Origin of the sequence: Variovorax sp. DAIF25 (genome assembly GCF_050711835.1) — a bacterium.
GTDB lineage: Bacteria > Pseudomonadota > Gammaproteobacteria > Burkholderiales > Burkholderiaceae_C > Variovorax.
The window spans coordinates 4,557,289-4,575,749 of the sequence record NZ_CP136636.1 but is presented as its reverse complement, the minus strand read 5'-3'; the positions used below and the strand labels follow the sequence as shown (position 1 = coordinate 4,575,749).

Genomic DNA, 18,461 nt, shown 5'->3' with positions numbered 1-18,461 from the left:
CCGCGAGCGCATGACCTTGCCCTGAAAAGGTGCGTTTCTTCAGCTTCTGCGTGGTTTGCGCGACGAAGTGGCGGGAACGGGCGCGGTCTTTGGTTCGAGCGCCGCGAGCCGCTCGCCGAGGAAGTCGATGAAAGTACGCAGCTTGGGCGCCATGTACTGGCGGCTGGTGTAGACCGCGAACAGCGTCACCGGGTGCGGTTCGTGGTCGGGCAACAGGCGCACCAGCCGGCCCTGCGCGAGGTCGTCCTCGAGCAGCCAGCCCGGCATGAACGCCACGCCCATGCCCGCGCGCACCGCATGCAGCGTGAGCGTGGTGTCGTCCGAGCGCATGACCGGCGTGAGCCGCAGCGGAAACAGGCGCCCGCCCGGCCCGGTGAGTGCCAGGTGGTCGAGCGCCACGTAGCTCGGCACGATCGCGCCGAGCCGCGCCACCTCGGCCGGCACCGCGGGGCTGCCGCCCATGCGCGCGAGGTACTCGGGCGTGCCCGCGAGGAAGAAGGGCACGCGGCACAGCGGCCGCGCGATCAGCGCGGGCGAGGGCTCCTGGGTGGCGCGCAGCGCGAGGTCGTAGCCGTCGGCCGCGAGGTCGACCTTGCGGTTCTCGAGGTGGATGTCGAGCAGCACCTCGGGATAGCGGTCGCGGTAGTCGGCCAGCACCTGCGCGAAGCGCGCGGTGGCGCACCACACGGGCGCGCTGAGCTTGAGCTGGCCGCGCGGCGCCTCGCGGGTCTGGCCGATCGCGGCCTCGGCGGCGTCGAGCAGGTCGAGCGCGCGCCGGCTCTGCTCGTACCAGGCGGTGCCGGCCTCGGTCAGGCTCAGGTGGCGGCTCGAGCGGTGCAAGAGGCGCGCGCCCAGCGACTTCTCGAGCTGCGCCACGTGCTTGCTGGCCATCGGCGCCGACAGCCCGAGCCGCTCGGCGGCGGCCACGAAGCTGCCCGATTCGACGACCTCGCGGAACACGCGCAGGCTGGTCATGCGGTCCATCGATGATTTCCTCTGGAGAAACGATTCGATGAATCGTAGCCTGTCGATTTCCTCGCAGGAAATATCTACAGTCGACGCAACGCCTTCAAGGAAGCAACGAATGACCCACGACAACCCGAACCGCCTGCCCACCTACTTCATCTCGCACGGTGGCGGCCCCTGGCCCTGGATGAAGCGCGAGATGGGCGCCACCTACGACCGGCTCGCCGCCGCGCTGGCCGACATGCCGCGCCAGCTCGGCCGCACGCCCAAGGCCATCCTCATGGTGTCGGCCCACTGGGAGGCGCCGGTGTTCACGGTGCAGGGCAACCCGCGCCCGCCGATGATCTACGACTACGGCGGCTTCCCGGCCCACACCTACGAGGTGCACTACGACGCGCCCGGCTCGCCCGAGCTCGCGCAGCGCGTGCAGTCGCTGATCGCCGCGGCCGGCCTGCCGGCGGCCGTCGATCCCGAGCGCGGCTACGACCACGGCATGTTCTCGCCGATGGCCGCGATCTATCCGCAGGCCGAGGTGCCGGTGGTGCAGCTGTCGCTGCGCCGCGGTCTCGATCCGGCCGAGCACATCGCGCTGGGCCGTGCGCTCGCGCCGCTGCGCGACGAGGACGTGCTGATCGTCGGCAGCGGCCTGAGCTATCACAACCTGCGCAACTTCGGGCCGCAGGCGCATGGCGTGTCGAAGGCCTTCGGCGACTGGCTCGACGCCACCTCGGTCGAGGCCGCACCGGCGCAACGCGTGCAGCGCCTGCAGGACTGGGCCGCCGCGCCCTCGGCGCGCATGGCGCATCCGCGCGAGGAGCACCTGATTCCGCTGATGGTGGCGGTGGGCGCGGCCGAGCAGGAGGCGGGCGAGCGCGTCTATCACGAGGAGGCCTTCATGGGTGGCCTCGTGGTGTCGAGCTACCGCTTCGGCGGCGCGGGCTACTTCTGATCGACCCGGCGCTCGGCGCCGTCTGAATCGACCAGCCCGACGCGCTGCTGCCGGCCCCAGGTGCCGCGTCCGGTCAGGAAGGTCCACCAGCCCCAGGCCGCGCCCGTGTGGCGCAGCAGCTGGAAGGTGAAGGGCTCGATCAGCGCGGCCGCGAAGGCCTGCAGCATGCCGGCCTCGCCGTCGTGGCCGACCCAGCGCCGGTACAGGTGCACCGACCACAGGTGGAAGAAGAGGTCGAGCACGATCTTGGCGGCGATCACGCCGGCCGCGGGCAACAGCACGCCGAAGTCGCCGCGCACCAGGTACATCACGAGCAGTCCGAAGGCCGCGAGGCCGTACAGCGGCTGCAGGGTGTCGATGGCCTTGACCGGCAGCATCGCGGTGCCGAGCCAGCCGTAGCGGCGGTCGCCGACCATCGCTCGGTACCAGTACTGGGTCTGCAGGAAGCCGCCGAACCAGCGCCGGCGCTGGCGCAGGAAGGCGCCCACGCTGCTGGGCGCGTCGGTGCGCGCCTGCGCGTCGCCGAGCACGCGCACGCGCCAGTCGAGGCCGTGCGCCTGGGCATGGCGGTGCAGCCTGTGGATGAGCTCGTAGTCCTCCACCAGGCAGTCGGTGTCGAAGCCGCCCACCGCGCGCACCGCGTCGCGCCGGAAGCCCGCGAAGGCACCCGAGATCAGCAGCAGGCCGTCGACACGCATCCAGGCATAGCGCGAGAGGAAGTTGCGGATGTACTCGTAGGTCTGGAACCACTGCAGCAGCCGACCGCCCAGCGTGCGGCTGCACACCGGCGTGATGACGCCGGTGGCCGCCACCAGCGCGGGTTCGTCCGAGAAGGCGCGGCGCACCGCGGCGATGGCATGCGCATCGAGCAGGGTGTCGCCGTCGACGGTGAGCACGGTCTCGGTGGCTATGCACAGCACCGCGACGTTCAGCGCCACCGCCTTGCCGCCGTGCGGCAGCCGCAGCCAGTGCAGATTGGGATGCAGGGTGCTCGCGGCGCTGAGCTGCCCCGGCTCGGGCGCCTCGAGCCCGTAGCGCGTGGTGAGCAGCTCGGCCGTGCCGTCGGTCGAGCCGTCGTCGGCGATCACGATGCGGTCGGGCGCATCGGTCTGGCCCAGCAGCGCGGCCAGCGTCACGGGCAGCACCGCGGCCTCGTCGTGCGCGGCGACGATCACGCCCAGCGTGGCGCGGTGCGGTGCCACGGCGGGATGCGGCAGGGGCGCCGAGGCCAGCGCGATGCCGCGCGGGCGCAGGATCGCGAGCGTCTGCCAGCCCACGAACAGCAGCAGCACGGTGTCGTAGAGCACGTAGACCACGCCCACCGACCAGGCCTGCACGTTGCCCAGGCGGAAGGCCATGGCGAACAGCAGGCCCCACAGCAGCAGCACACCGCCATGGATGAGCCAGCTTCGCAGCGGCGTGGCGGGGGGCGAGAGTCGCGGTGACGCGGCGACGAAGGCGGAGCGGAGCAGGTCGTTCAAGACAGGGGCGCCAGGGCGATGGGAAGGTGTACGCACGGAACGGGCCGGCGGTTTCGAATGTCCGAGGCCGAAGACCGGACAATCGCGCGCCTGACAGGCTGAGTCGGACTCCCGCCGAAAATTCCCGCATGCCCCCTCACCATCGCTACACACGCACCGCCATCGCGCTGCACTGGATCATCGCACTGCTGATGGTCGTCAACATCGCGCTGATCCTCTCGGTCGACCGCTTTCCCGACGACTGGGTGCGCCCGGCCATCGACACCCACAAGTCGATCGGCATCACCGTGCTGGGGCTGGTGATCCTGCGCATCCTGTGGCGCGCCACTCACCGGCCGCCGGCCATGCCCGGCAGCTACGGCCGGCTCGAACGCATCGGCGCGCATGCGGCCCATGGCGCGCTGTACCTCGTGATGATCGCGCTGCCGCTGTCGGGCTGGATGCACGACTCGGCCTGGAAGGACGCGGCCACGCACCCGATGCAGCTGTTCGGGCTGTTCGAATGGCCGCGCATCGGCTGGATCATGGACATCGAGGCCGCCGCGAAGGAGAACCTCCACACCGTGCTGGGCGGCGTGCACACCTGGGCCGGCTATGTGCTCTACGTGCTCTTCGCGCTGCACCTGATCGGTGCGCTCAAGCACCAGTTCCTCGACGGCGAGGCCGAGCTGCAGAGGATGCTGCCATGAGCGCGGGCCTGTCCGGACTCTCGGCCGCGACCGAGGAAGAAGCCCGCGCGGTCATCGCGCGCGTCGACGCGTTGTCGACCCATCACGACATCGAGCAGGCCGGCGTGCGCATCCGCTGGCGCCGCTTCGGTCCCGCCGACGGCGGCGCCCATCCGCCGCTGGTGCTGCTGCATGGCGGCCACGGCAGCTGGATGCACTGGCTGCGCAATGCCGAGGCCCTGTCGGCCGAGCGCGCGCTGTGGCTGCCCGACATGCCGGGCTTCAACGATTCGGGCACGCCGCCCCCGCCGGCGCCCGACGAGCATCCGCTCGCGCCCTCGCTCGCGGCGCTGGCCGGCTCGCTCGATGTGCTGATCGGCGCCGGCACGCCGATCGACCTCGGCGGCTTCTCCTTCGGCGGCGTGGTGGCCTCGCAGTTCGCGCTGCACCGGCGCGCGGTGCGCCGCATGCTGCTGGTGGGCAGCGGCGGCCACGGCACGATGCGGCGCATGGCGGTCGAGATGATCAACTGGCGCCTCGCGCAGGACCGCGAGGCGGAGCGCGCCGCGCTGCTGCACAACCTCGGCGCGCTGATGCTGCACGACATGTCGCGCGCCGATCCGCTGGCCTTCGAGATCCACGACATCGCCTGCCACGGCACGCGCTTTCGCAGCAAGGAGGTGTCGCGCCGCGGCGGCCTGCAGGTGGCGCTGGCCGAGATTCCCGGGCCCAAGCTCTTTCTCTGGGGCGAGTTCGACGTGACCGCCGATTCGCGCGCGCTGGTGGCGCGGCTCGTGGCCGAGGGGCCGCAGCGCGAAGGCGCCGTGGTCGACGGCGCGGGGCATTGGGTGCAGTACGAGCGGGCCGAGGAATTCAATCGGCGCGTGGCCGACTTCCTCGATCGCTGAGCGGCGTCAGCCCAGCACCTCGGCCGCGCGCCGCTTCCAGAACGCCGCGTCGGGCACCGGCCCCGCGCCGGCCGCGGCGTTCTCGGCCATGTGCGCCGCGCGGCTGGTGCCGGGGATGGTGCAGGTCACGGCCGGATGGCTCAGCACGAACTTCAGCAGCACCTGGGCCCAGCTCGCGCAGCCGACCTCCGCGGCCCAGCCCGGCAGCGCGCGCTCGCGCAGCCGGCGCAGCAGGCCGCCGCCGCCGAAGGGCATGTTGACGATCACCGCCACGCCGCGCTCGGCCGCCAGCGGCAGCAGCCGTTCGCCGGCGGCGCGCGCATCGAGCGAGTAGTTGATCTGCAGGAAGTCGAGCGGCTGCGCGCGCAGCACCGCCTCGACCTCGTCGTAGGCCGAGGCCGTGTAGTGCGTGATGCCCAGGTAGCGCACGCGGCCCTGCGTCTTCCATTCGCGCAAGGTCGCGAGCTGGGTGCGCCAGTCGACCAGGTTGTGGATCTGCATCAGGTCCACGCGCTCGGTGCGCAGCCGCGCGAAGGACTGCTCCATCTGCGCGATGCCGGCCTCGCGGCCCGAGGTCCAGACCTTGGTCGCGAGGAAGGGGCGGCGCGCGCCGCGGGCCGCCGCCGTGGCGGCCAGCAGCTCGCCGGTGCTCTCCTCGGAGCGGCCGTACATCGGCGAGCTGTCGATCACCGTGCCGCCCGCGGCGAACAGCGCCTCGAGCACGCCCGCGAGGCGCTGGTATTCCTCGCTGCCGGGACGCTGGTCGAAACCGATCCAGGTGCCGCAGCCGATCACGGGCAGCGCTTCCTGGGTGGAGGGGATGGGGCGGGTGTTCATGGTCGGCGGGGGCGTGGACCCGGCCGGCCGCTGCGCGAACGCGCTCAGCGCGGCGCTCGCGGGCAGGGCCGCGGCGAGCCGCAGGAACTGCGCGCGATGCATCGGCGCCGCGAGCGTGGGCCGGGAGGAGGGCGTCGGGCCGGGGGGCTTCATGGGAAGGGTGGAATCGACGATAGCACCGGCCCCTGCATCGCGCAGCGGCTCGCGGGGGCGGGCCGCGGGTTGGCGCCGATGCAACACCTTCGTCCGGTGGATTGCCCGCGGATGTTCCCGAATGTATCGTGCGCGTCCGCAGGTGGAGGGCCTGCCGTCCGGCCGTCGAGCGATCCGCCGGAGCCATCCCGCAAAACCATTCCGACAAGAGAGCCACGACCGTGACCCCGTTTCCCCGACCCATCGTCCGCCTGCTGCGCGGGTTCGTGCTGCTGCTGGCCGCGGCCCTGCTGGCCGCCTGCGTCGCGCCGCCGATCGCGCCCGAGCAGACCCTGACGGGCCATGAAGGCGCCGTGGTGATGAAGCTGATCACCAACAGCCCCGGCGAGAACGACCCGGCCGAAACGCTGTGGACCCTGCATCTCCAACGCGTGCTCGGGCCCGGCGAGAAGCAGACCGGCCAGGACATGGTGGTGCTGCAGCGCACGCGCCGTTCCACCTACACCACGGCCGTCTTCAGCGGCATGGTCGCGCCGGGCCGCTACATCATCAAGCACGCGGCGGGCGGCTCGGGCAACATGAGCTACACCTTCCCCATCGATGCGAAGTTCGGCAGCTTCGACGTGGTGCGCGACGAGGTCACGCTGCTCGGCACCTTGCTGATCCAGCCGCGCGGGGGCTCGCGCTTCGTCGTCGCCTACGTGCGGCCGGAGGAAGAACTGCAGAAGACCTTCGAGACCCTCTATCCCGCGCTGGCGGCGCAGACGCGCGATCGTCCGCAGCACGGTTTCATCTTCACGCCCGACCTGCATCGCCGCGCCGCGCTGGCGCCGCAGCTCAAGCGGCTCGCTTCCGCCTGGCATGGCCTGGCACAGACCGCCGACGGCGAGTTCATGGCCGGCGCCAAGCTCGGCAAGGTGCTGTGGCGCAAGAGCGGCGAGAGCCGCTGGCGCGAGATCGACGCGAAGACCTGGCGCGAGGTGCTGTCGGTGCGGCCGTACCGCGGCGGCCTGCTGGTGGCCGGCGAGGAAGGCCTGCTGCGCCTGTCGACCGACGAGGGCGATACCTGGAAGGACCTGCTGCCGCCCGACGACGGCCTGATCCAGGTGGCGCAGCCGATGCGCGACGGCAGCCTGGTGGTGGTCTCGCGCAGCGACAGCCTCTGGAGCGTCTACGCGTCGGCCGATCCGGGCGTCGGTTGGCGCAAGCTCGGCGAGTTCTCCGACAGCCGTTCGATCAACATGCCGTGGATGCGCAGCATGGCCTTCGGCACGCCCGACCGGGTGGGCGTGATGATGCCGAACGGCGACCTCCACGCCACCGACGGCCGCACGCTGACGCGCTCGAGCAATGGCCAGTCCACCCTCGACGTGAACGCGCTGCCCGACGGCACCCTGGTGTCGCAGACGGCGATCTTCACCAAGTCCACCATGCTGTCGCCGGACTGGGGGCAGACCTGGAGCGACCTCAACACCAGCCGCTTCGTCGTGACCATCGCCTTCAAGGACCGCCAGACGGCCTATGCGGTGGCGCCGATCGCACCCGGGCTGATGCCCGGTGCGATGGGGCTGATGACCACGCGCGACGGCGGCAAGAGCTGGACCCACACCGGCGGCTCGCCGAGCATCACGGGGCCGCAGGCCGTGCGCCAGATGATGGTGGACCGCTCCGACGGCTCCCTGATCGCCTTCCTGCCCGACAACCTGATCCTGCGTTCCGCGGACGAGGGCAAGAGCTGGAAGATCGTCAAGGACAACTGAAGCGCGGCGCGGTCCTCACTGCGCTTGCAAGACCTTGACCCCCGCGGCCCCACTCGCCGGCCGGTTCATGTACGCCAGCGTGCTGCCCACCAGCGCGCGCACGCCCACGCGCAGCGCCGATTCGTCGATCACGAACTCGGACGAGTGGTTGGGCGCGCCGTTGCGGTCGGCGAAGGGCGAGGCATTGAGGTGCCAGAACACGATCGGGATGTTCTTGCCGAAGGAGCCGAAGTCCTCCGAGCCCATGCTCGGCTGCGACTCGCGCGCCTTGCCGGGGCCGGCCGCGGTCTCGAGCGCCTGCGTCACGGCCTGCGTGGCGGCCGGATCGCTGACCAGCACCTCGTAGCCGGTGTCGATCGTGACCTCGGCCGTCAGGCCGTGGCTCTCGGCGATCTTCTGCGCCTTGAGCCGGATGGCGTCGTGCGCGGTCTTCTGGTTCTTCTGCGACAGCGAGCGCACCGTGCCGGCGATCTCGGCCGTGTCGGGCAGGATGTTGACGCGGTTGCCGCTCTGCAGCAGGCCCACGGTCACCACGGTCGGGCCGTCGAGCGGATCGATCTGGTGGCTCACGATGTTCTGCAGCGCCAGCGCGATCTCGGCCGCGGCCAGCGTGGGATCCTTCGCGGTCCAGGGCGAGGAGCCGTGGCCGCCCTTGCCCTTGAGCGCGATCTTGAACACGTCGCCGCTGGCCATCAGGCTGCCGCGCCGGTAGCTGATGGTGCCCGAGGGCGCGCGCGCACTGATGTGCTGGCCCATCACCACGTCGACCTTCGGGTTGTCGAGCACGCCGGCCTTGACCATCGCGGGCGCGCCGCTGGCCACCGGCCCCGGGCCCTGTTCCTCGGCGGGCTGGAACAGGAACACGACCGTGCCCGGCAGCTCGTCGCGCACCTTCGACAGCGCCTGCGCCGCGCCCAGCAGCATCGCCACGTGGGTGTCGTGGCCGCAGGCGTGCGAGACCGGCACGTCGCTGTTGAGCCAGGGCGCCTTCACGGTCGAGCGGAACGGCAGCTCGTTGCGCTCGGCCACCGGCAGCGCGTCCATGTCGGCGCGCAGCGCCACCACCGGGCCCGGCTTGCCGCCGCGCAGCACCGCCTTGATGCCGGTCTTGGCGACGCCGGTCTGGACCTCGATGCCGGGCATCTTCGCGAGCGCCGCGGCGATGTAGGCGGCCGTCTGCACCTCCTGGTACGACAGCTCCGGATGCTGGTGCACATGGCGGCGCCATTCGATCACCTGCGCCTCGGAGGCATCCGCGAGCGCCAGCGCGCGTGCCGTCAGCGCATGACCGGCATCGGGCGCCGGCGCGGTCTGGGCCGAGGCCGCGACGTGGAAGAGGCTGCCGGAGAGCATCAGCAGGGCGAAGCGGGAGCGGAGTTTCATGGGTGGCTGAAGGAGGAAGGGTGAAGGGGAGGTGTCGTGGCGGGTCGACCTTAGCGAAAGCCGGCGCGTCGGAAAAGACTCGAAAAACTCCAGGGCGATCAAAATCCCTGATCACCCCATTTCCTCGTCCTTCCATGAACCTGCGCCATCTGAAGATCTTCGAAGCGATCGCCGAGGCCGGCAGCATCCGCGCCGCGGCGCGGGTGGCCGGCCTCACGCAGCCCGCCATGACCTACGCGATGCGCGAGCTCGAGCAGAGCGTGGGCGCGCAGTTGCTGGTGCGCAGCGCCCAGGGCGTGTCGCTCACCGTGATCGGCGAGGCCCTGCTCCAGCGCGCGCGGCTGCTGGCCAACGAGGTGCGCCGCGCCGAGGACGAGATCGCCCAGCTGCGCGACGGTGCCGGCGGCCTTCTGCGCGTGGCCTTCAGCTCGTTCGCGGTCGAGCGGCTGCTGCCCGACGCGCTGCAGGACTTCCGCCGCAAGTGGCCGGGCGTCGCGCTCGAGCTGCAGGAGCTCAGCGGCGCCGACGTGAAGGGCCTCTGGAGCCGCGGCGATTTCGACTTCGCGATCCTCGGCGAACTCGAGCCCGATGCCGGCGACGGCGTGCATCGCGAGACGCTGCTCGAGTTCCCGCTCGCGGTGGTGGCCGGCGCGAAGCATCCGCTGGCGCGCGTGCGTTCGATGGCGAAGCTGCACGAGGCCATGTGGGTGGTGCCCTGGTACGGCGTCGAGCTGCTGCGCCGCCACTTCGCCGCGGCCGGCCTGCCGCCGCCGCGCGACATCGTGATCTGCCATTCGTGGCAGCTCGGCATCACGCTGGTGAAGAAATCCGGCGCGCTGACCCTGGCCGCGGCCTCGCTGTTCAAGCATGCCGTGGCGGCGCGCGGGCTGGTTGCGCTGCAGGTCGCGGACAGGCTGCCCCAGGTGCGGGTGTCGCTGCTGATGCGCGACCCCGCGGCGCTCACGCCGGCGGCGCGGGCGTTCTCGCAGTCGTTGAAGGCGGTGGCGGACGGGGTGTCGGCGGGGGGGCGGTAGCCGGCCGGCTCATTCCGCGCGAAGACACGCGGCGGTGCCTGTGCTCCAATCCCATTCCACCCTCGCCATCCCGCCGCATCCGCCATGGGCTTGCCGCTCCCGCTCGTCCGCCTGTCCTCGCTCGACCTCGTGCGCGGCTTCGTCGCGGTGGGGCGGCGCATGAGCATCTCGCTGGCGGCGCAGGACCTGTGCGTGACGCAGTCGGCGGTCAGCAAGCAGGTGCATGCGCTCGAGGCGCAGCTCGGCGTGAAGCTGCTGGTGCGCGGCCATCGCTCGATCTCGTTCACGCCCGAGGGCGAGCGGCTGTTCCGCAGCGCCGATGCGGTGGTGCAGCAGCTGCAGGAGGTGATGGGCGAGATCGGCCGCACCGGCGCGCAGCGGCCGGTGACGCTGAGCGCGAGCATCGGCGTCACGGGGCTGTGGCTGCTGCCGCGGCTCAGCCGGGTGCAGGACATCCATCCGGGCGTGGACGTGCGCGTCTCGGCCAACAACCGCGTGGCCGACCTGCGCAACGAGGGCATCGACCTCGCGATCCGCTACACCACGCCCGCGCTGGCGCCGGCGGGCGCGGTGCGGCTGTTCGGCGAAACGGTGGCGCCGGTGGCGCATCCCTCGCTGGCGCTGCCGCCGCTGGCCTCGGCCGAGGCGATCGCGGCGCTGAACCTGCTCGAGTTCGACGATGCGCAGCGGCCCTGGCTGCAGTGGCGCGACTGGCTGGCCGCGGCCGGCTGGGCCGACGCGAAGCCGCGCGGCATGCTGCGCTTCAACCAGTACGACCAGCTGATCCAGGCCGCGATGGCGGGGCAGGGCGTGGCGCTCGGGCGGCTCGAGCTGATCCAGCCGCTGCTCGACGACCGGCGGCTGGTGCGCGTGGAGGCCGCGTTGCCGGCCCAGCCCTCGGGCCATGCCTACTGGCTGATCCAGGCCGAGCCGCAGCCGCGCGAGGAAGTGCGGCACGTGGCCGAGTGGCTGGTGGCGGAAGCGAAGGGCTCCGCGCCGCACTGAGACCGTCAGGTTCAGGCGCCGGCCTGTGCGCGGGCGAACGCCAGCGCATCGTCGAGCCGGTCGTTGCCCCAGAACATCTCGTCGCCGACGAAGAAGGTGGGCGCGCCGAAGATGCCTTTCTCCATCGCGGTCTCGGTCTGGCGGCGCAGGCGCAGCTTGTTGGCGTCCGACAGCGCCTCGTCGATCACGCGGTGCGCCGGCAGGCCCATGTCGGCGAGCAGCGCGGCCATGGTTTCGGGCGCGTCGATGTCGCGGTCCTCGGCGAAGTTCAGCCGCATCGTGCGGCGGCAGAACTCGCCGATCCACGGCTGGCCGGAGCCGGCCAGCGCGATGCGCAGCGGCAGCACGGCGGCCCGCGGGAAGTGGCTGGGCCGCTGCCAGGGCAGGCCGTACTTGCGGCACTGGCGCACCATGTCCTTCCAGACGTAGTCGCCCTTTTCCTTCTGCAGCACGAAGGGCGAGGTCTCCCAGCCCAGCGCGCGGAACACCGGCCCGAGCAGGAAGGGCTGCCAGCGCAGCGCGACGCCGTGCGCGGCGGCGGCCTGCTCGATGCGCATCGCGCTGAGGTAGCTGTAGTTGCTGCCGAAGTCGAACCAGAAGTCGAGCGTGGGTGCGTTCATGGCCATGGCCTCCCTCACTCGAACACCACCAGGCAGCGCGCCTCGATGCTCTCGCGCAGCGGGGCATCGGCCGGCGCCAGCGGATGGTCGAAGGCCGCGTGCGGCGTGAAGCGCGCGACGCCGCCGAGCTGCGCGTCGTACTGCTTGAACACCAGCGCCTCGTGCCGGTCCATGCGCGAGAAGTACGACCAGCGGTGGGTGGGGGCATGGGTGGCGAGGTAGATCTCGCCGGTGCGCTTCGGATAGCGCACCTCGGCGTTCACCAGGTCGCGTGCCATCACCGTGCGCGCATCGCAGACGGCCAGCGGGGTGTCGAGCACCGGCCCGGCGATCGAGCGCCAGATGTTGACGATGCAGTAGCGCCGCACGGCGGCGGCCTCGGCCGCGCTCGCGAGCACCAGCGCGAGCCGGCGCCGGCCCGATTCCTCGGTGTAGTCGTTGTGGATGCGGCCGTTGGCGGCGGCCTTGCCGTCGGTCTTGCCGCGGCCGAAGTTCAGCGCGGCGCGCTCGGGCTCGCGCTGTCGCACCAGGTGGTCGAACACGTGGGCGCGCGCGCCGCCGGTGACCGCGAGCGCGAGCGCGGCCAGCTCGGGGTAGTAGACGGCCTGGACCTCGGCGTCGTCGAGGAAGTCGGCGACCGCGGTCGGCGCCTCGCGCAGCTCGAAGCCCTCGCGCTCGATGTGGGTCGCCCGGCCGCGGGCATCGGCGATCGGCATCGCGATCCGCTCGTACTCGCCGCTCTCCCAGGGCAGGCCGGGCGGCGGCGTGAAGGCGTAGCTGTAGGGCCGCAGCGCGGTCGGCCGCAGGTAGTTGAGGCCGGCCTCGATGTCGCCACTGGCGGGCAGCGGCGCGGCGGCGATGGCCGAGCCGGCGGGTGGGGAATGGGAAAGGGTGGCGTGCATTCCTGGGGCTCCTGGGACATGGCCCGCTGGCGACCGCGGCGGCCCATCCGCCGCGACCACGAGGACCATTCTTCGTGAAGCCATTGGAGCGGCTTCGGCGCGGGGCTTCAAACGAGATCTTGGCGCCATCGCATGAGCCATTGGAATGGGAGAAGGGGCCCTGCAAAGAAATTTGCCGACCCGATTGCGAACCCCTGAAATACTGGATAAAAATACAGTTAACAGTTTCATCATGGGCCTTCCTTCCCTCGCTTCCCTCTCTCCCGCCGCCGGCCGCGGCGTCTGGCATGCCGACGAGCTCGGCAGCGCCGACGCGCAGGTCATCGGCACCGGCCATGCCGCGCTCGACGCGCAGCTGCCGGGCGGAGGCTGGCCGGTCGGCGCCATGAGCGAGTTGCTGCAGGCCGCGCCCGAGGACCATGTCTGGCGGCTGCTGCTGCCCGCGCTGGTGCAGTCGGTGGCGGCGCGCGGCGGCCCCGTGGTGCTGATCGGTCCGCCGCGCGAACCCTTCGGCGCCTCGCTCGCGGCCCATGGCCTGCGGCCCGAGGCACTGATGTGGGTGCGCAGCGAGGCCTCGGCCGCGCGGCTGTGGGCCTGCGAGCAGGCGCTGCGCTGCGCCGAGGTGGGCGCGGTGCTGGCCTGGCTGCCGCAGGCGCGCGTGGGCGAGCTGCGGCGGCTGCAGCTCGCGGCCGCGCAGCACGAGGCGCTGCTGTTCGTCTGCCGGCCCGAGGCCGTGGCGCAGTCGGCCTCGCCCGCGCGGCTGCGGCTGCGCATCGCGCGCTGCGAGGCCGATCCGGCGCAGATCGAGCTGCACATCCTCAAGCGCCGCGGCCCGCCGCTGGCCGCGCCGGTGATGCTGCCGGCGCGCGGCGAGCGCATGGCGGCACTGCTCGCGGCCGCGCGGTTGCGGCGCAAGCTGCGCGCGCAGCAGCAGGGCGCCGTGGCGGTGGAGGCGGTGGAAGCACCGCCGGCCGCCAACGTGGTGCGCATCGACGCATGGAAGGCAGGAGGCGCCAATGCACTGGATCGCCTTGCAGTGGTCGCTTGAGGCGCAGGCCGAGGCCGGTGCCGCCACGGCCGCCGCCGATGCCATGCCCACGCCCGAGGCGCTGGGCTGGTGGGCGTTGCGCTACACGCCGCACGTGTGCTGGCTCGACGAGGCGCTGATGCTCGAGGTCTCGGCCTGCGAGCGCCTGTGGGGCGGGCGTTCCTCGCTGATGCGTCAGTTGCTCAACGAGAACCCCGTGCCTGCCGCCGCCGTGCTGCGCGGTGCGCAGGGCGCCACCAGTCTCGAGGCGCTGGCGCGGCTGCGGCTGTTCGTGCGCGAGGAGAAGCGGCCGCCCGAGATTCCCGCCGGCCTGCCGCTCGACACCCTGAGCGCCGCGCGCGAGCACCTCGATGCGCTCGCGCGGCTCGGCTGCCGCAGTTGGGGCGAGGTGGCGGCGCTGCCGCGCGGCGGGCTCTCGCGGCGCTTCGGCGCCGAGCTGCGCGCCGCGCTCGACATCGCCTGGGGCCTGCGCCCCGAAAGCCATGCCTGGCTCACGCTGCCCGACGTGTTCGAGCAGAAGCTCGAGCTGCCCGCGCTGGCCGAGACCGCGCCCGAACTGATGTGGTCGGCCAACCGGCTGCTGTCGGCGCTGCAGATCTGGCTGCGTGCGCGCCAGCGCGGCGCGCGCGCGCTCGAGCTGGAATGGACGCTCGACCTCAAGCGCTTCAACGGCGTGAACCTGCCGCCGACCCAGCAGATCGCGGTGCGTACCGCCGAGCCCACGCAGGACCTCGCGCACCTGCGCCGCCTGCTGTCCGAAAAGCTGGCTCTCGCCACGCTCGCCGCGCCTGCGAGCTGGCTCAAGCTGCGCTCGCTCGAGACCGATCCGTGGGCCGGGGCGAGCACCAGTTTTCTGCCGGAGGACAACCGCAAGGGGGACAAGTTGCACGAGATGGTCGAGCGGCTGAGCGTGCGGCTGGGGGCGATGCAGGTGCTGGTGCCGCGGGCGCGGGCGGATCACCAACCCGAACACACGCAGGTCTGGCGGCCGGCGCTGGGCCGCAGCGGCATCAAGTCCGCGGCACCCAAGGCACGGGCACGCGATGCCGCCGCGGCACCGGCCCAGCAGCCCGATGCCCTCTATCCCGCCTGGCTGCTGCCCGAGCCGCTGCGCCTCGAGATGGACGGCGAGCGGCCTTGCTACAAGGGTCCGTTGAGCAAGCTGATCGGGCCGCAGCGGGTCGAGACCGGATGGTGGGGCGGCGTGGACGAGGGCGGCCAGCCGGCGGTGCGCGACTACTACATCGCAGAGAGTCCCGAGGCCGGCCTGGTGTGGATCTTCAGGGAGCGCTCCGCGGCCTGCTTCGCCTCGGGCGAGGTGCGCTGGTTCCTGCAGGGGCTGTATGCCTGACTCGAGCGCCAAGCAGCGCAAGCCGGCCCCGGTGCAGCCCCTGCCGCGGCGCGAAGCGGTCGGCGTGCCGAGCCTGCCGGGCTATGCCGAGCTGCATTGCCTCACGCACTTCAGCTTCCAGCGCGGCGCTTCCACGCCCGAGGAGCTGGTGCAGCGCGCCTACCACCTCGGCTACGCGGCGCTCGCCATCACCGACGAATGCTCGGTGGCCGGCATCGTGCGCGCGCACGTGGCGTTGCGCGACCTGCCGGGGCAGCTCGACGAGTACGAGCGCGAGCATCCCGAGGAGCCGCCGATTCCGCGCCATCCCGAGTTCCGGCTGCTGTTCGGCAGCGAGTTCCGCTTCGAGCGCTTCAAGCTGGTGGTGATCGCGAACGACACCGAGGGCTGGGGCAACCTCTGCGAATTCATCACCGCCGCGCGCAACACCGAGCTGCCCAAGGGCGACTATCGCGTGACCTGGGACGGCAGCGACGTGGCCTCGCTGCAGCACTGCCAGGTGCTGTTCGTGCCGCAGCGCGTGCCCGGCGCCATGCTCGACGCCGAGGCGCTGCACGGCGACCTGAAGGCGGCGCAGGCCCTCTACGGCGACAACCTCTGGCTGGCCGTCGAGATGCTCAACGAGATCGACGACGACCTCTGGTTCGTGGCGCTGACCGAGGCTGGCGAGCGCGCCGGCGTGCGTCGGGTGGCGGCCGGCGACGTGCACATGCATGCGCGCGCACGAAAACCGCTGCAGGACGTGCTCACCGCCGTGAGCGAGGGCAAGACGGTGGCGGAATGCGGCTTCGCGCTGCAGTCGAATGCCGAGCGCCATCTGCGCCAGCGCGTGCGGCTGGCCGAGCTCTACACGCGCGAGATGCTCGCGAACACGCTGGCGGTGGCCGCATGCTGCAGCTTCGATCCGAAGGTGATCCGCGAGAACTACAAGTACCCGCTCGAGACCCTCGGCCACGACGAATCGCCCGCGCAGACGCTGGTGCGCAAGACCTGGGAGGGCGCGAGGAAGCGCTATCCCGAAGGCGTGCCCGACAAGGTCTGCGAACAGGTCGAGAAGGAGCTGTCGCTGATCCTCGAACTCGAATACGAGATGTTCTTTCTCACGGTGGAGGACATCGTGCGCTTCGCGCGCTCGCAGGACATCCTTTGCCAGGGCCGAGGTTCCTCCGCCAACTCGGCCGTCTGCTATTGCCTCGGCATCACCGCGATCGATCCCCACAAGGGCCATCTGCTGTTCGAGCGCTTTCTGAGCCGGCATCGTCATGAGCCGCCCGACATCGACGTCGACTTCGAGCACCAGCGGCGCGAAGACGTCATCCAGTACATCTACGAGAAATACGGCCGCGACCGCGCCGCCATTGCCGCGGTCGTCATCTGCTACCGCGCGCGCAGCGCATTGCGCGACGTGGGCAAGGCCCTGGACATCGACGAGCGCCTGGTCGACGAATTCGCGAAGGACCACTACTGGTTCGACGACACCGTGCTCGGCGAGCAGCTGCGTGCCGCCGCCTCGCGCGTGGGCGTGGAGGAAGACGAACTCAAGCTGGTGCAGTGGATCGAGATGACGCAGCGCCTGCGGGGCTTTCCGCGCCACCTGAGCCAGCATGTCGGCGGCTTCGTGTTGACGCACACCAAGCTCACGCGGCTGGTGCCGGTCGAGAAAGCCTCGATGAAGGGCCGCTCGGTGATCCAGTGGGAGAAGGACGATCTCGAGGCCATCGGCATGCTCAAGGTCGATGTGCTGGCGCTCGGCATGTTGAGCGCGATCAGGCGGGGGCTCGACCACATGAACCGCTGGCGGGGCTGGAGCCGGGAAATGCACCAGATCCCGAGCGACGATGCCAAGGTGTTCGACATGATCTGCGACGCCGATACCGTGGGCGTGTTCCAGATCGAGAGCCGCGCGCAGATGTCGATGCTGCCGCGCCTGAAGCCGCGCACTTACGAAGACCTGGTGATCGAGGTCGCGATCGTGCGGCCCGGGCCGATCCAGGGCGGCATGGTGCACCCTTACCTCAAACAGCGTGAACGTGTCGCCAAGGGCCTGCCCATCTTCTACGAGAAGGACGAACTGCGGCCCGCGCTGGAACGCACCTTGGGCATCCCGATCTTCCAGGAACAGGTGATGCAGATCGCGATGATCGCGGCCCGGTTCACGGCCGACGAGGCCGATCAGTTGCGCCGCGCAATGGCGGCATGGAAGCGCAAGGGCGGGCTCGGAAAATTCCACCGCAAGCTGGTCGACGGCATGGTCCACCATGGCTACAAGGAGGAATTCGCCGAAGCCATCTTCAGACAGGTCATGGGCTTCGGCGACTACGGCTTCCCCGAAAGCCACGCCGCCAGCTTCGCGCTGCTGGTCACGGTCAGCAGCTGGCTCAAGTGCCACGAGCCCGCCTGCTTCCTCGCCGCCTTGCTCGACTCGCAGCCGATGGGCTTCTACAGCCCCTCGCAGCTGGTGCAGGACGCGCGCCGGCATGGCGTGGAGGTGCGGCCGGTCGACGTGACCTGCAGCGAGATCGACACCACGCTCGAGCCGCGCGCGGCCGATGCACCACGCGTGCCGCCGGGCACCGACGCACGCTATGCCGAGCGCCTGGGCCACGACGACCAGCCCGCGGTGCGCCTGGGCCTGAACCGCATCGCGAGCCTCAGCAAGGGCGGCGCGAAGCGCCTGCTCGAAGCCCGTGCGCAGTCGCCCTTCACCAGCACCGAAGACCTCGCGCTGCGCGCCGAGCTCGACGGCAAGGACATGGCGGCGCTGGCCGCGGCCGATGCGCTGATCTCGCTGTCGGGCCATCGGCGCCAGCAGATGTGGGATGCGACGGCGCAGCGGCGCGCGCCGGGGCTGCTCAAGGGCGTGCCGATCCACGAGGAGGCGCTGGCGCTGCCCGCGGCGCCCGAGGGCGAGGAGATCGTCGGCGACTATGCGTCGATGCGCCTCACGCTGCGGCGCCATCCGCTCGCGCTGCTGCGCCCGCGGCTGGCGCGCATGAACCTGCTGAGCGCCGAGCAGCTGCGCGGCATGCCCAGCGGCCACGTGGTGCGCGCCTGCGGCATCGTCAAGGGCCGGCAGCGGCCGCAGACCGCCAACGGCACCATCTTCGTCACGCTCGAGGACGAGACCGGCAACGTCAACGTGATCGTCTGGAACCACGTGATCGAGGCCTGGCGCGAGCCGCTGCTGAAATCGCACCTGCTCGCGGTGCAGGGCACCTGGCAGCGCGACGACGACAGCGGCGGCAAGGTGCAGCACCTGATCGCCACCGGCTTCAAGGACCTGACGCCGCTGATGGGCCGGCTCGCGCAGAGCAACAGCAGCCGGGATTTCCACTGACGCGACGGCGGCATCCGCGCGTTCTGTCCGTCTCTGCAACCGATCGCAACCGTTCGTTC

The 18,461-nt window shown here is 71.3% G+C and carries 15 protein-coding genes; 9 read left to right on the top strand and 6 right to left on the bottom strand.

From position 1 onward, the window contains the following. Positions 1–39: 39 nt before the first annotated feature. Positions 40–984, bottom strand: coding sequence for a LysR substrate-binding domain-containing protein (locus R0232_RS21200; RefSeq protein WP_431509307.1), 945 nt, complete (start codon positions 982–984; stop codon positions 40–42). 100 nt (positions 985–1,084) lie between these two features. Between R0232_RS21200 and R0232_RS21195 the strand changes: the two genes are divergently transcribed. Continuing rightward, positions 1,085–1,915 carry a DODA-type extradiol aromatic ring-opening family dioxygenase gene (locus R0232_RS21195; RefSeq protein ID WP_431509306.1) on the top strand — a complete coding sequence of 277 codons (831 nt, stop codon included), beginning with the start codon at positions 1,085–1,087 and terminating at the stop codon, positions 1,913–1,915. On the opposite strand, the gene R0232_RS21190 is transcribed toward R0232_RS21195, so the two are convergent. Then, entirely contained in the window at positions 1,906–3,396 is a 1,491-nt protein-coding gene (locus tag R0232_RS21190; RefSeq protein WP_431509305.1) for a glycosyltransferase family 2 protein, read from the bottom strand. The two genes, R0232_RS21195 and R0232_RS21190, sit on opposite strands and share 10 nt — an antisense overlap. Before the next feature lie 128 nt (positions 3,397–3,524). Here R0232_RS21190 and R0232_RS21185 point away from each other — a divergent pair, with 128 nt between their 5' ends. Both R0232_RS21185 and R0232_RS21180 read left to right on the top strand, forming a co-directional pair. Next, complete coding sequence (locus R0232_RS21185) at positions 3,525–4,085, top strand: cytochrome b (protein WP_431509304.1); 561 nt, start codon at positions 3,525–3,527, stop codon at positions 4,083–4,085. Next, positions 4,082–4,972 carry an alpha/beta fold hydrolase gene (locus tag R0232_RS21180; protein WP_431509303.1) on the top strand — a complete coding sequence of 297 codons (891 nt, stop codon included), beginning with the start codon at positions 4,082–4,084 and terminating at the stop codon, positions 4,970–4,972. Before R0232_RS21185 ends, R0232_RS21180 begins: the two co-directional genes overlap by 4 nt. Positions 4,973–4,978: 6 nt before the next feature. Here R0232_RS21180 and R0232_RS21175 read toward each other — a convergent pair whose 3' ends face one another. Beyond that, positions 4,979–5,911: an aldo/keto reductase gene (locus tag R0232_RS21175; RefSeq protein ID WP_431512917.1), complete on the bottom strand. Its 933-nt coding sequence runs from the start codon at positions 5,909–5,911 to the stop codon at positions 4,979–4,981. A gap of 272 nt (positions 5,912–6,183) precedes the next feature. On the opposite strand from R0232_RS21175, the gene R0232_RS21170 reads away from it, so the two are divergent. After that, on the top strand, positions 6,184–7,722 hold the full coding sequence (locus R0232_RS21170) for a WD40/YVTN/BNR-like repeat-containing protein (RefSeq protein ID WP_093344632.1): 1,539 nt from the start codon (positions 6,184–6,186) through the stop codon (positions 7,720–7,722). Positions 7,723–7,737: 15 nt separating this feature from the next. Here the strand turns inward: R0232_RS21170 and R0232_RS21165 are convergent, their stop codons facing one another. Next, the gene (locus R0232_RS21165) at positions 7,738–9,105 is read right to left on the bottom strand and encodes a M20 metallopeptidase family protein (protein ID WP_431509302.1); all 1,368 of its coding nucleotides are present in this window, start codon (positions 9,103–9,105) and stop codon (positions 7,738–7,740) included. A 134-nt stretch (positions 9,106–9,239) separates the two neighbouring features. Between R0232_RS21165 and R0232_RS21160 the strand changes: the two genes are divergently transcribed. Both R0232_RS21160 and R0232_RS21155 read left to right on the top strand, forming a co-directional pair. Next, positions 9,240–10,139, top strand: a complete 900-nt coding sequence (locus tag R0232_RS21160) for a LysR family transcriptional regulator (RefSeq protein WP_431509301.1) — start codon at positions 9,240–9,242, stop codon at positions 10,137–10,139. 90 nt (positions 10,140–10,229) lie between these two features. Further along, the gene (locus R0232_RS21155; protein WP_431512916.1) at positions 10,230–11,144 is read left to right on the top strand and encodes a LysR substrate-binding domain-containing protein; all 915 of its coding nucleotides are present in this window, start codon (positions 10,230–10,232) and stop codon (positions 11,142–11,144) included. A gap of 11 nt (positions 11,145–11,155) precedes the next feature. Here R0232_RS21155 and R0232_RS21150 read toward each other — a convergent pair whose 3' ends face one another. Continuing rightward, positions 11,156–11,764: a 2-hydroxychromene-2-carboxylate isomerase gene (locus R0232_RS21150; RefSeq protein WP_431509300.1), complete on the bottom strand. Its 609-nt coding sequence runs from the start codon at positions 11,762–11,764 to the stop codon at positions 11,156–11,158. Between the two features lie 14 nt (positions 11,765–11,778). Then, complete coding sequence (locus R0232_RS21145) at positions 11,779–12,666, bottom strand: CmcJ/NvfI family oxidoreductase (protein ID WP_256222617.1); 888 nt, start codon at positions 12,664–12,666, stop codon at positions 11,779–11,781. 232 nt (positions 12,667–12,898) lie between these two features. Between R0232_RS21145 and imuA the strand changes: the two genes are divergently transcribed. From imuA to R0232_RS21130, 3 genes are read left to right on the top strand one after another with little or no spacing between them, the layout of a single operon-like run. After that, positions 12,899–13,714, top strand: coding sequence for a translesion DNA synthesis-associated protein ImuA (gene imuA, locus R0232_RS21140; protein ID WP_398493767.1), 816 nt, complete (start codon positions 12,899–12,901; stop codon positions 13,712–13,714). Beyond that, positions 13,683–15,065 carry a Y-family DNA polymerase gene (locus R0232_RS21135; RefSeq protein ID WP_431509299.1) on the top strand — a complete coding sequence of 461 codons (1,383 nt, stop codon included), beginning with the start codon at positions 13,683–13,685 and terminating at the stop codon, positions 15,063–15,065. Before imuA ends, R0232_RS21135 begins: the two co-directional genes overlap by 32 nt. Then, positions 15,058–18,402 carry an error-prone DNA polymerase gene (locus R0232_RS21130; protein ID WP_431509298.1) on the top strand — a complete coding sequence of 1,115 codons (3,345 nt, stop codon included), beginning with the start codon at positions 15,058–15,060 and terminating at the stop codon, positions 18,400–18,402. Before R0232_RS21135 ends, R0232_RS21130 begins: the two co-directional genes overlap by 8 nt. Positions 18,403–18,461 lie beyond the last annotated feature (59 nt).

What these genes read in the sequence shown, in the direction of transcription:
- R0232_RS21185 (WP_431509304.1), top strand. Translation starts at nt 3,525, where the DNA reads ATGCCCCCTCACCATCGCTACACACGCACCGCCATCGCGCTGCACTGG.
- R0232_RS21160 (WP_431509301.1), top strand. Translation starts at nt 9,240, where the DNA reads ATGAACCTGCGCCATCTGAAGATCTTCGAAGCGATCGCCGAGGCCGGC.
- R0232_RS21165 (WP_431509302.1), bottom strand. Translation starts at nt 9,105, where the DNA reads ATGAAACTCCGCTCCCGCTTCGCCCTGCTGATGCTCTCCGGCAGCCTC.
- imuA (WP_398493767.1), top strand. Translation starts at nt 12,899, where the DNA reads ATGGGCCTTCCTTCCCTCGCTTCCCTCTCTCCCGCCGCCGGCCGCGGC.
- R0232_RS21145 (WP_256222617.1), bottom strand. Translation starts at nt 12,666, where the DNA reads ATGCACGCCACCCTTTCCCATTCCCCACCCGCCGGCTCGGCCATCGCC.
- R0232_RS21135 (WP_431509299.1), top strand. Translation starts at nt 13,683, where the DNA reads ATGCACTGGATCGCCTTGCAGTGGTCGCTTGAGGCGCAGGCCGAGGCC.
- R0232_RS21130 (WP_431509298.1), top strand. Translation starts at nt 15,058, where the DNA reads ATGCCTGACTCGAGCGCCAAGCAGCGCAAGCCGGCCCCGGTGCAGCCC.
- R0232_RS21195 (WP_431509306.1), top strand. Translation starts at nt 1,085, where the DNA reads ATGACCCACGACAACCCGAACCGCCTGCCCACCTACTTCATCTCGCAC.
- R0232_RS21150 (WP_431509300.1), bottom strand. Translation starts at nt 11,764, where the DNA reads ATGAACGCACCCACGCTCGACTTCTGGTTCGACTTCGGCAGCAACTAC.
- R0232_RS21200 (WP_431509307.1), bottom strand. Translation starts at nt 984, where the DNA reads ATGGACCGCATGACCAGCCTGCGCGTGTTCCGCGAGGTCGTCGAATCG.
- R0232_RS21180 (WP_431509303.1), top strand. Translation starts at nt 4,082, where the DNA reads ATGAGCGCGGGCCTGTCCGGACTCTCGGCCGCGACCGAGGAAGAAGCC.
- R0232_RS21175 (WP_431512917.1), bottom strand. Translation starts at nt 5,911, where the DNA reads ATGCATCGCGCGCAGTTCCTGCGGCTCGCCGCGGCCCTGCCCGCGAGC.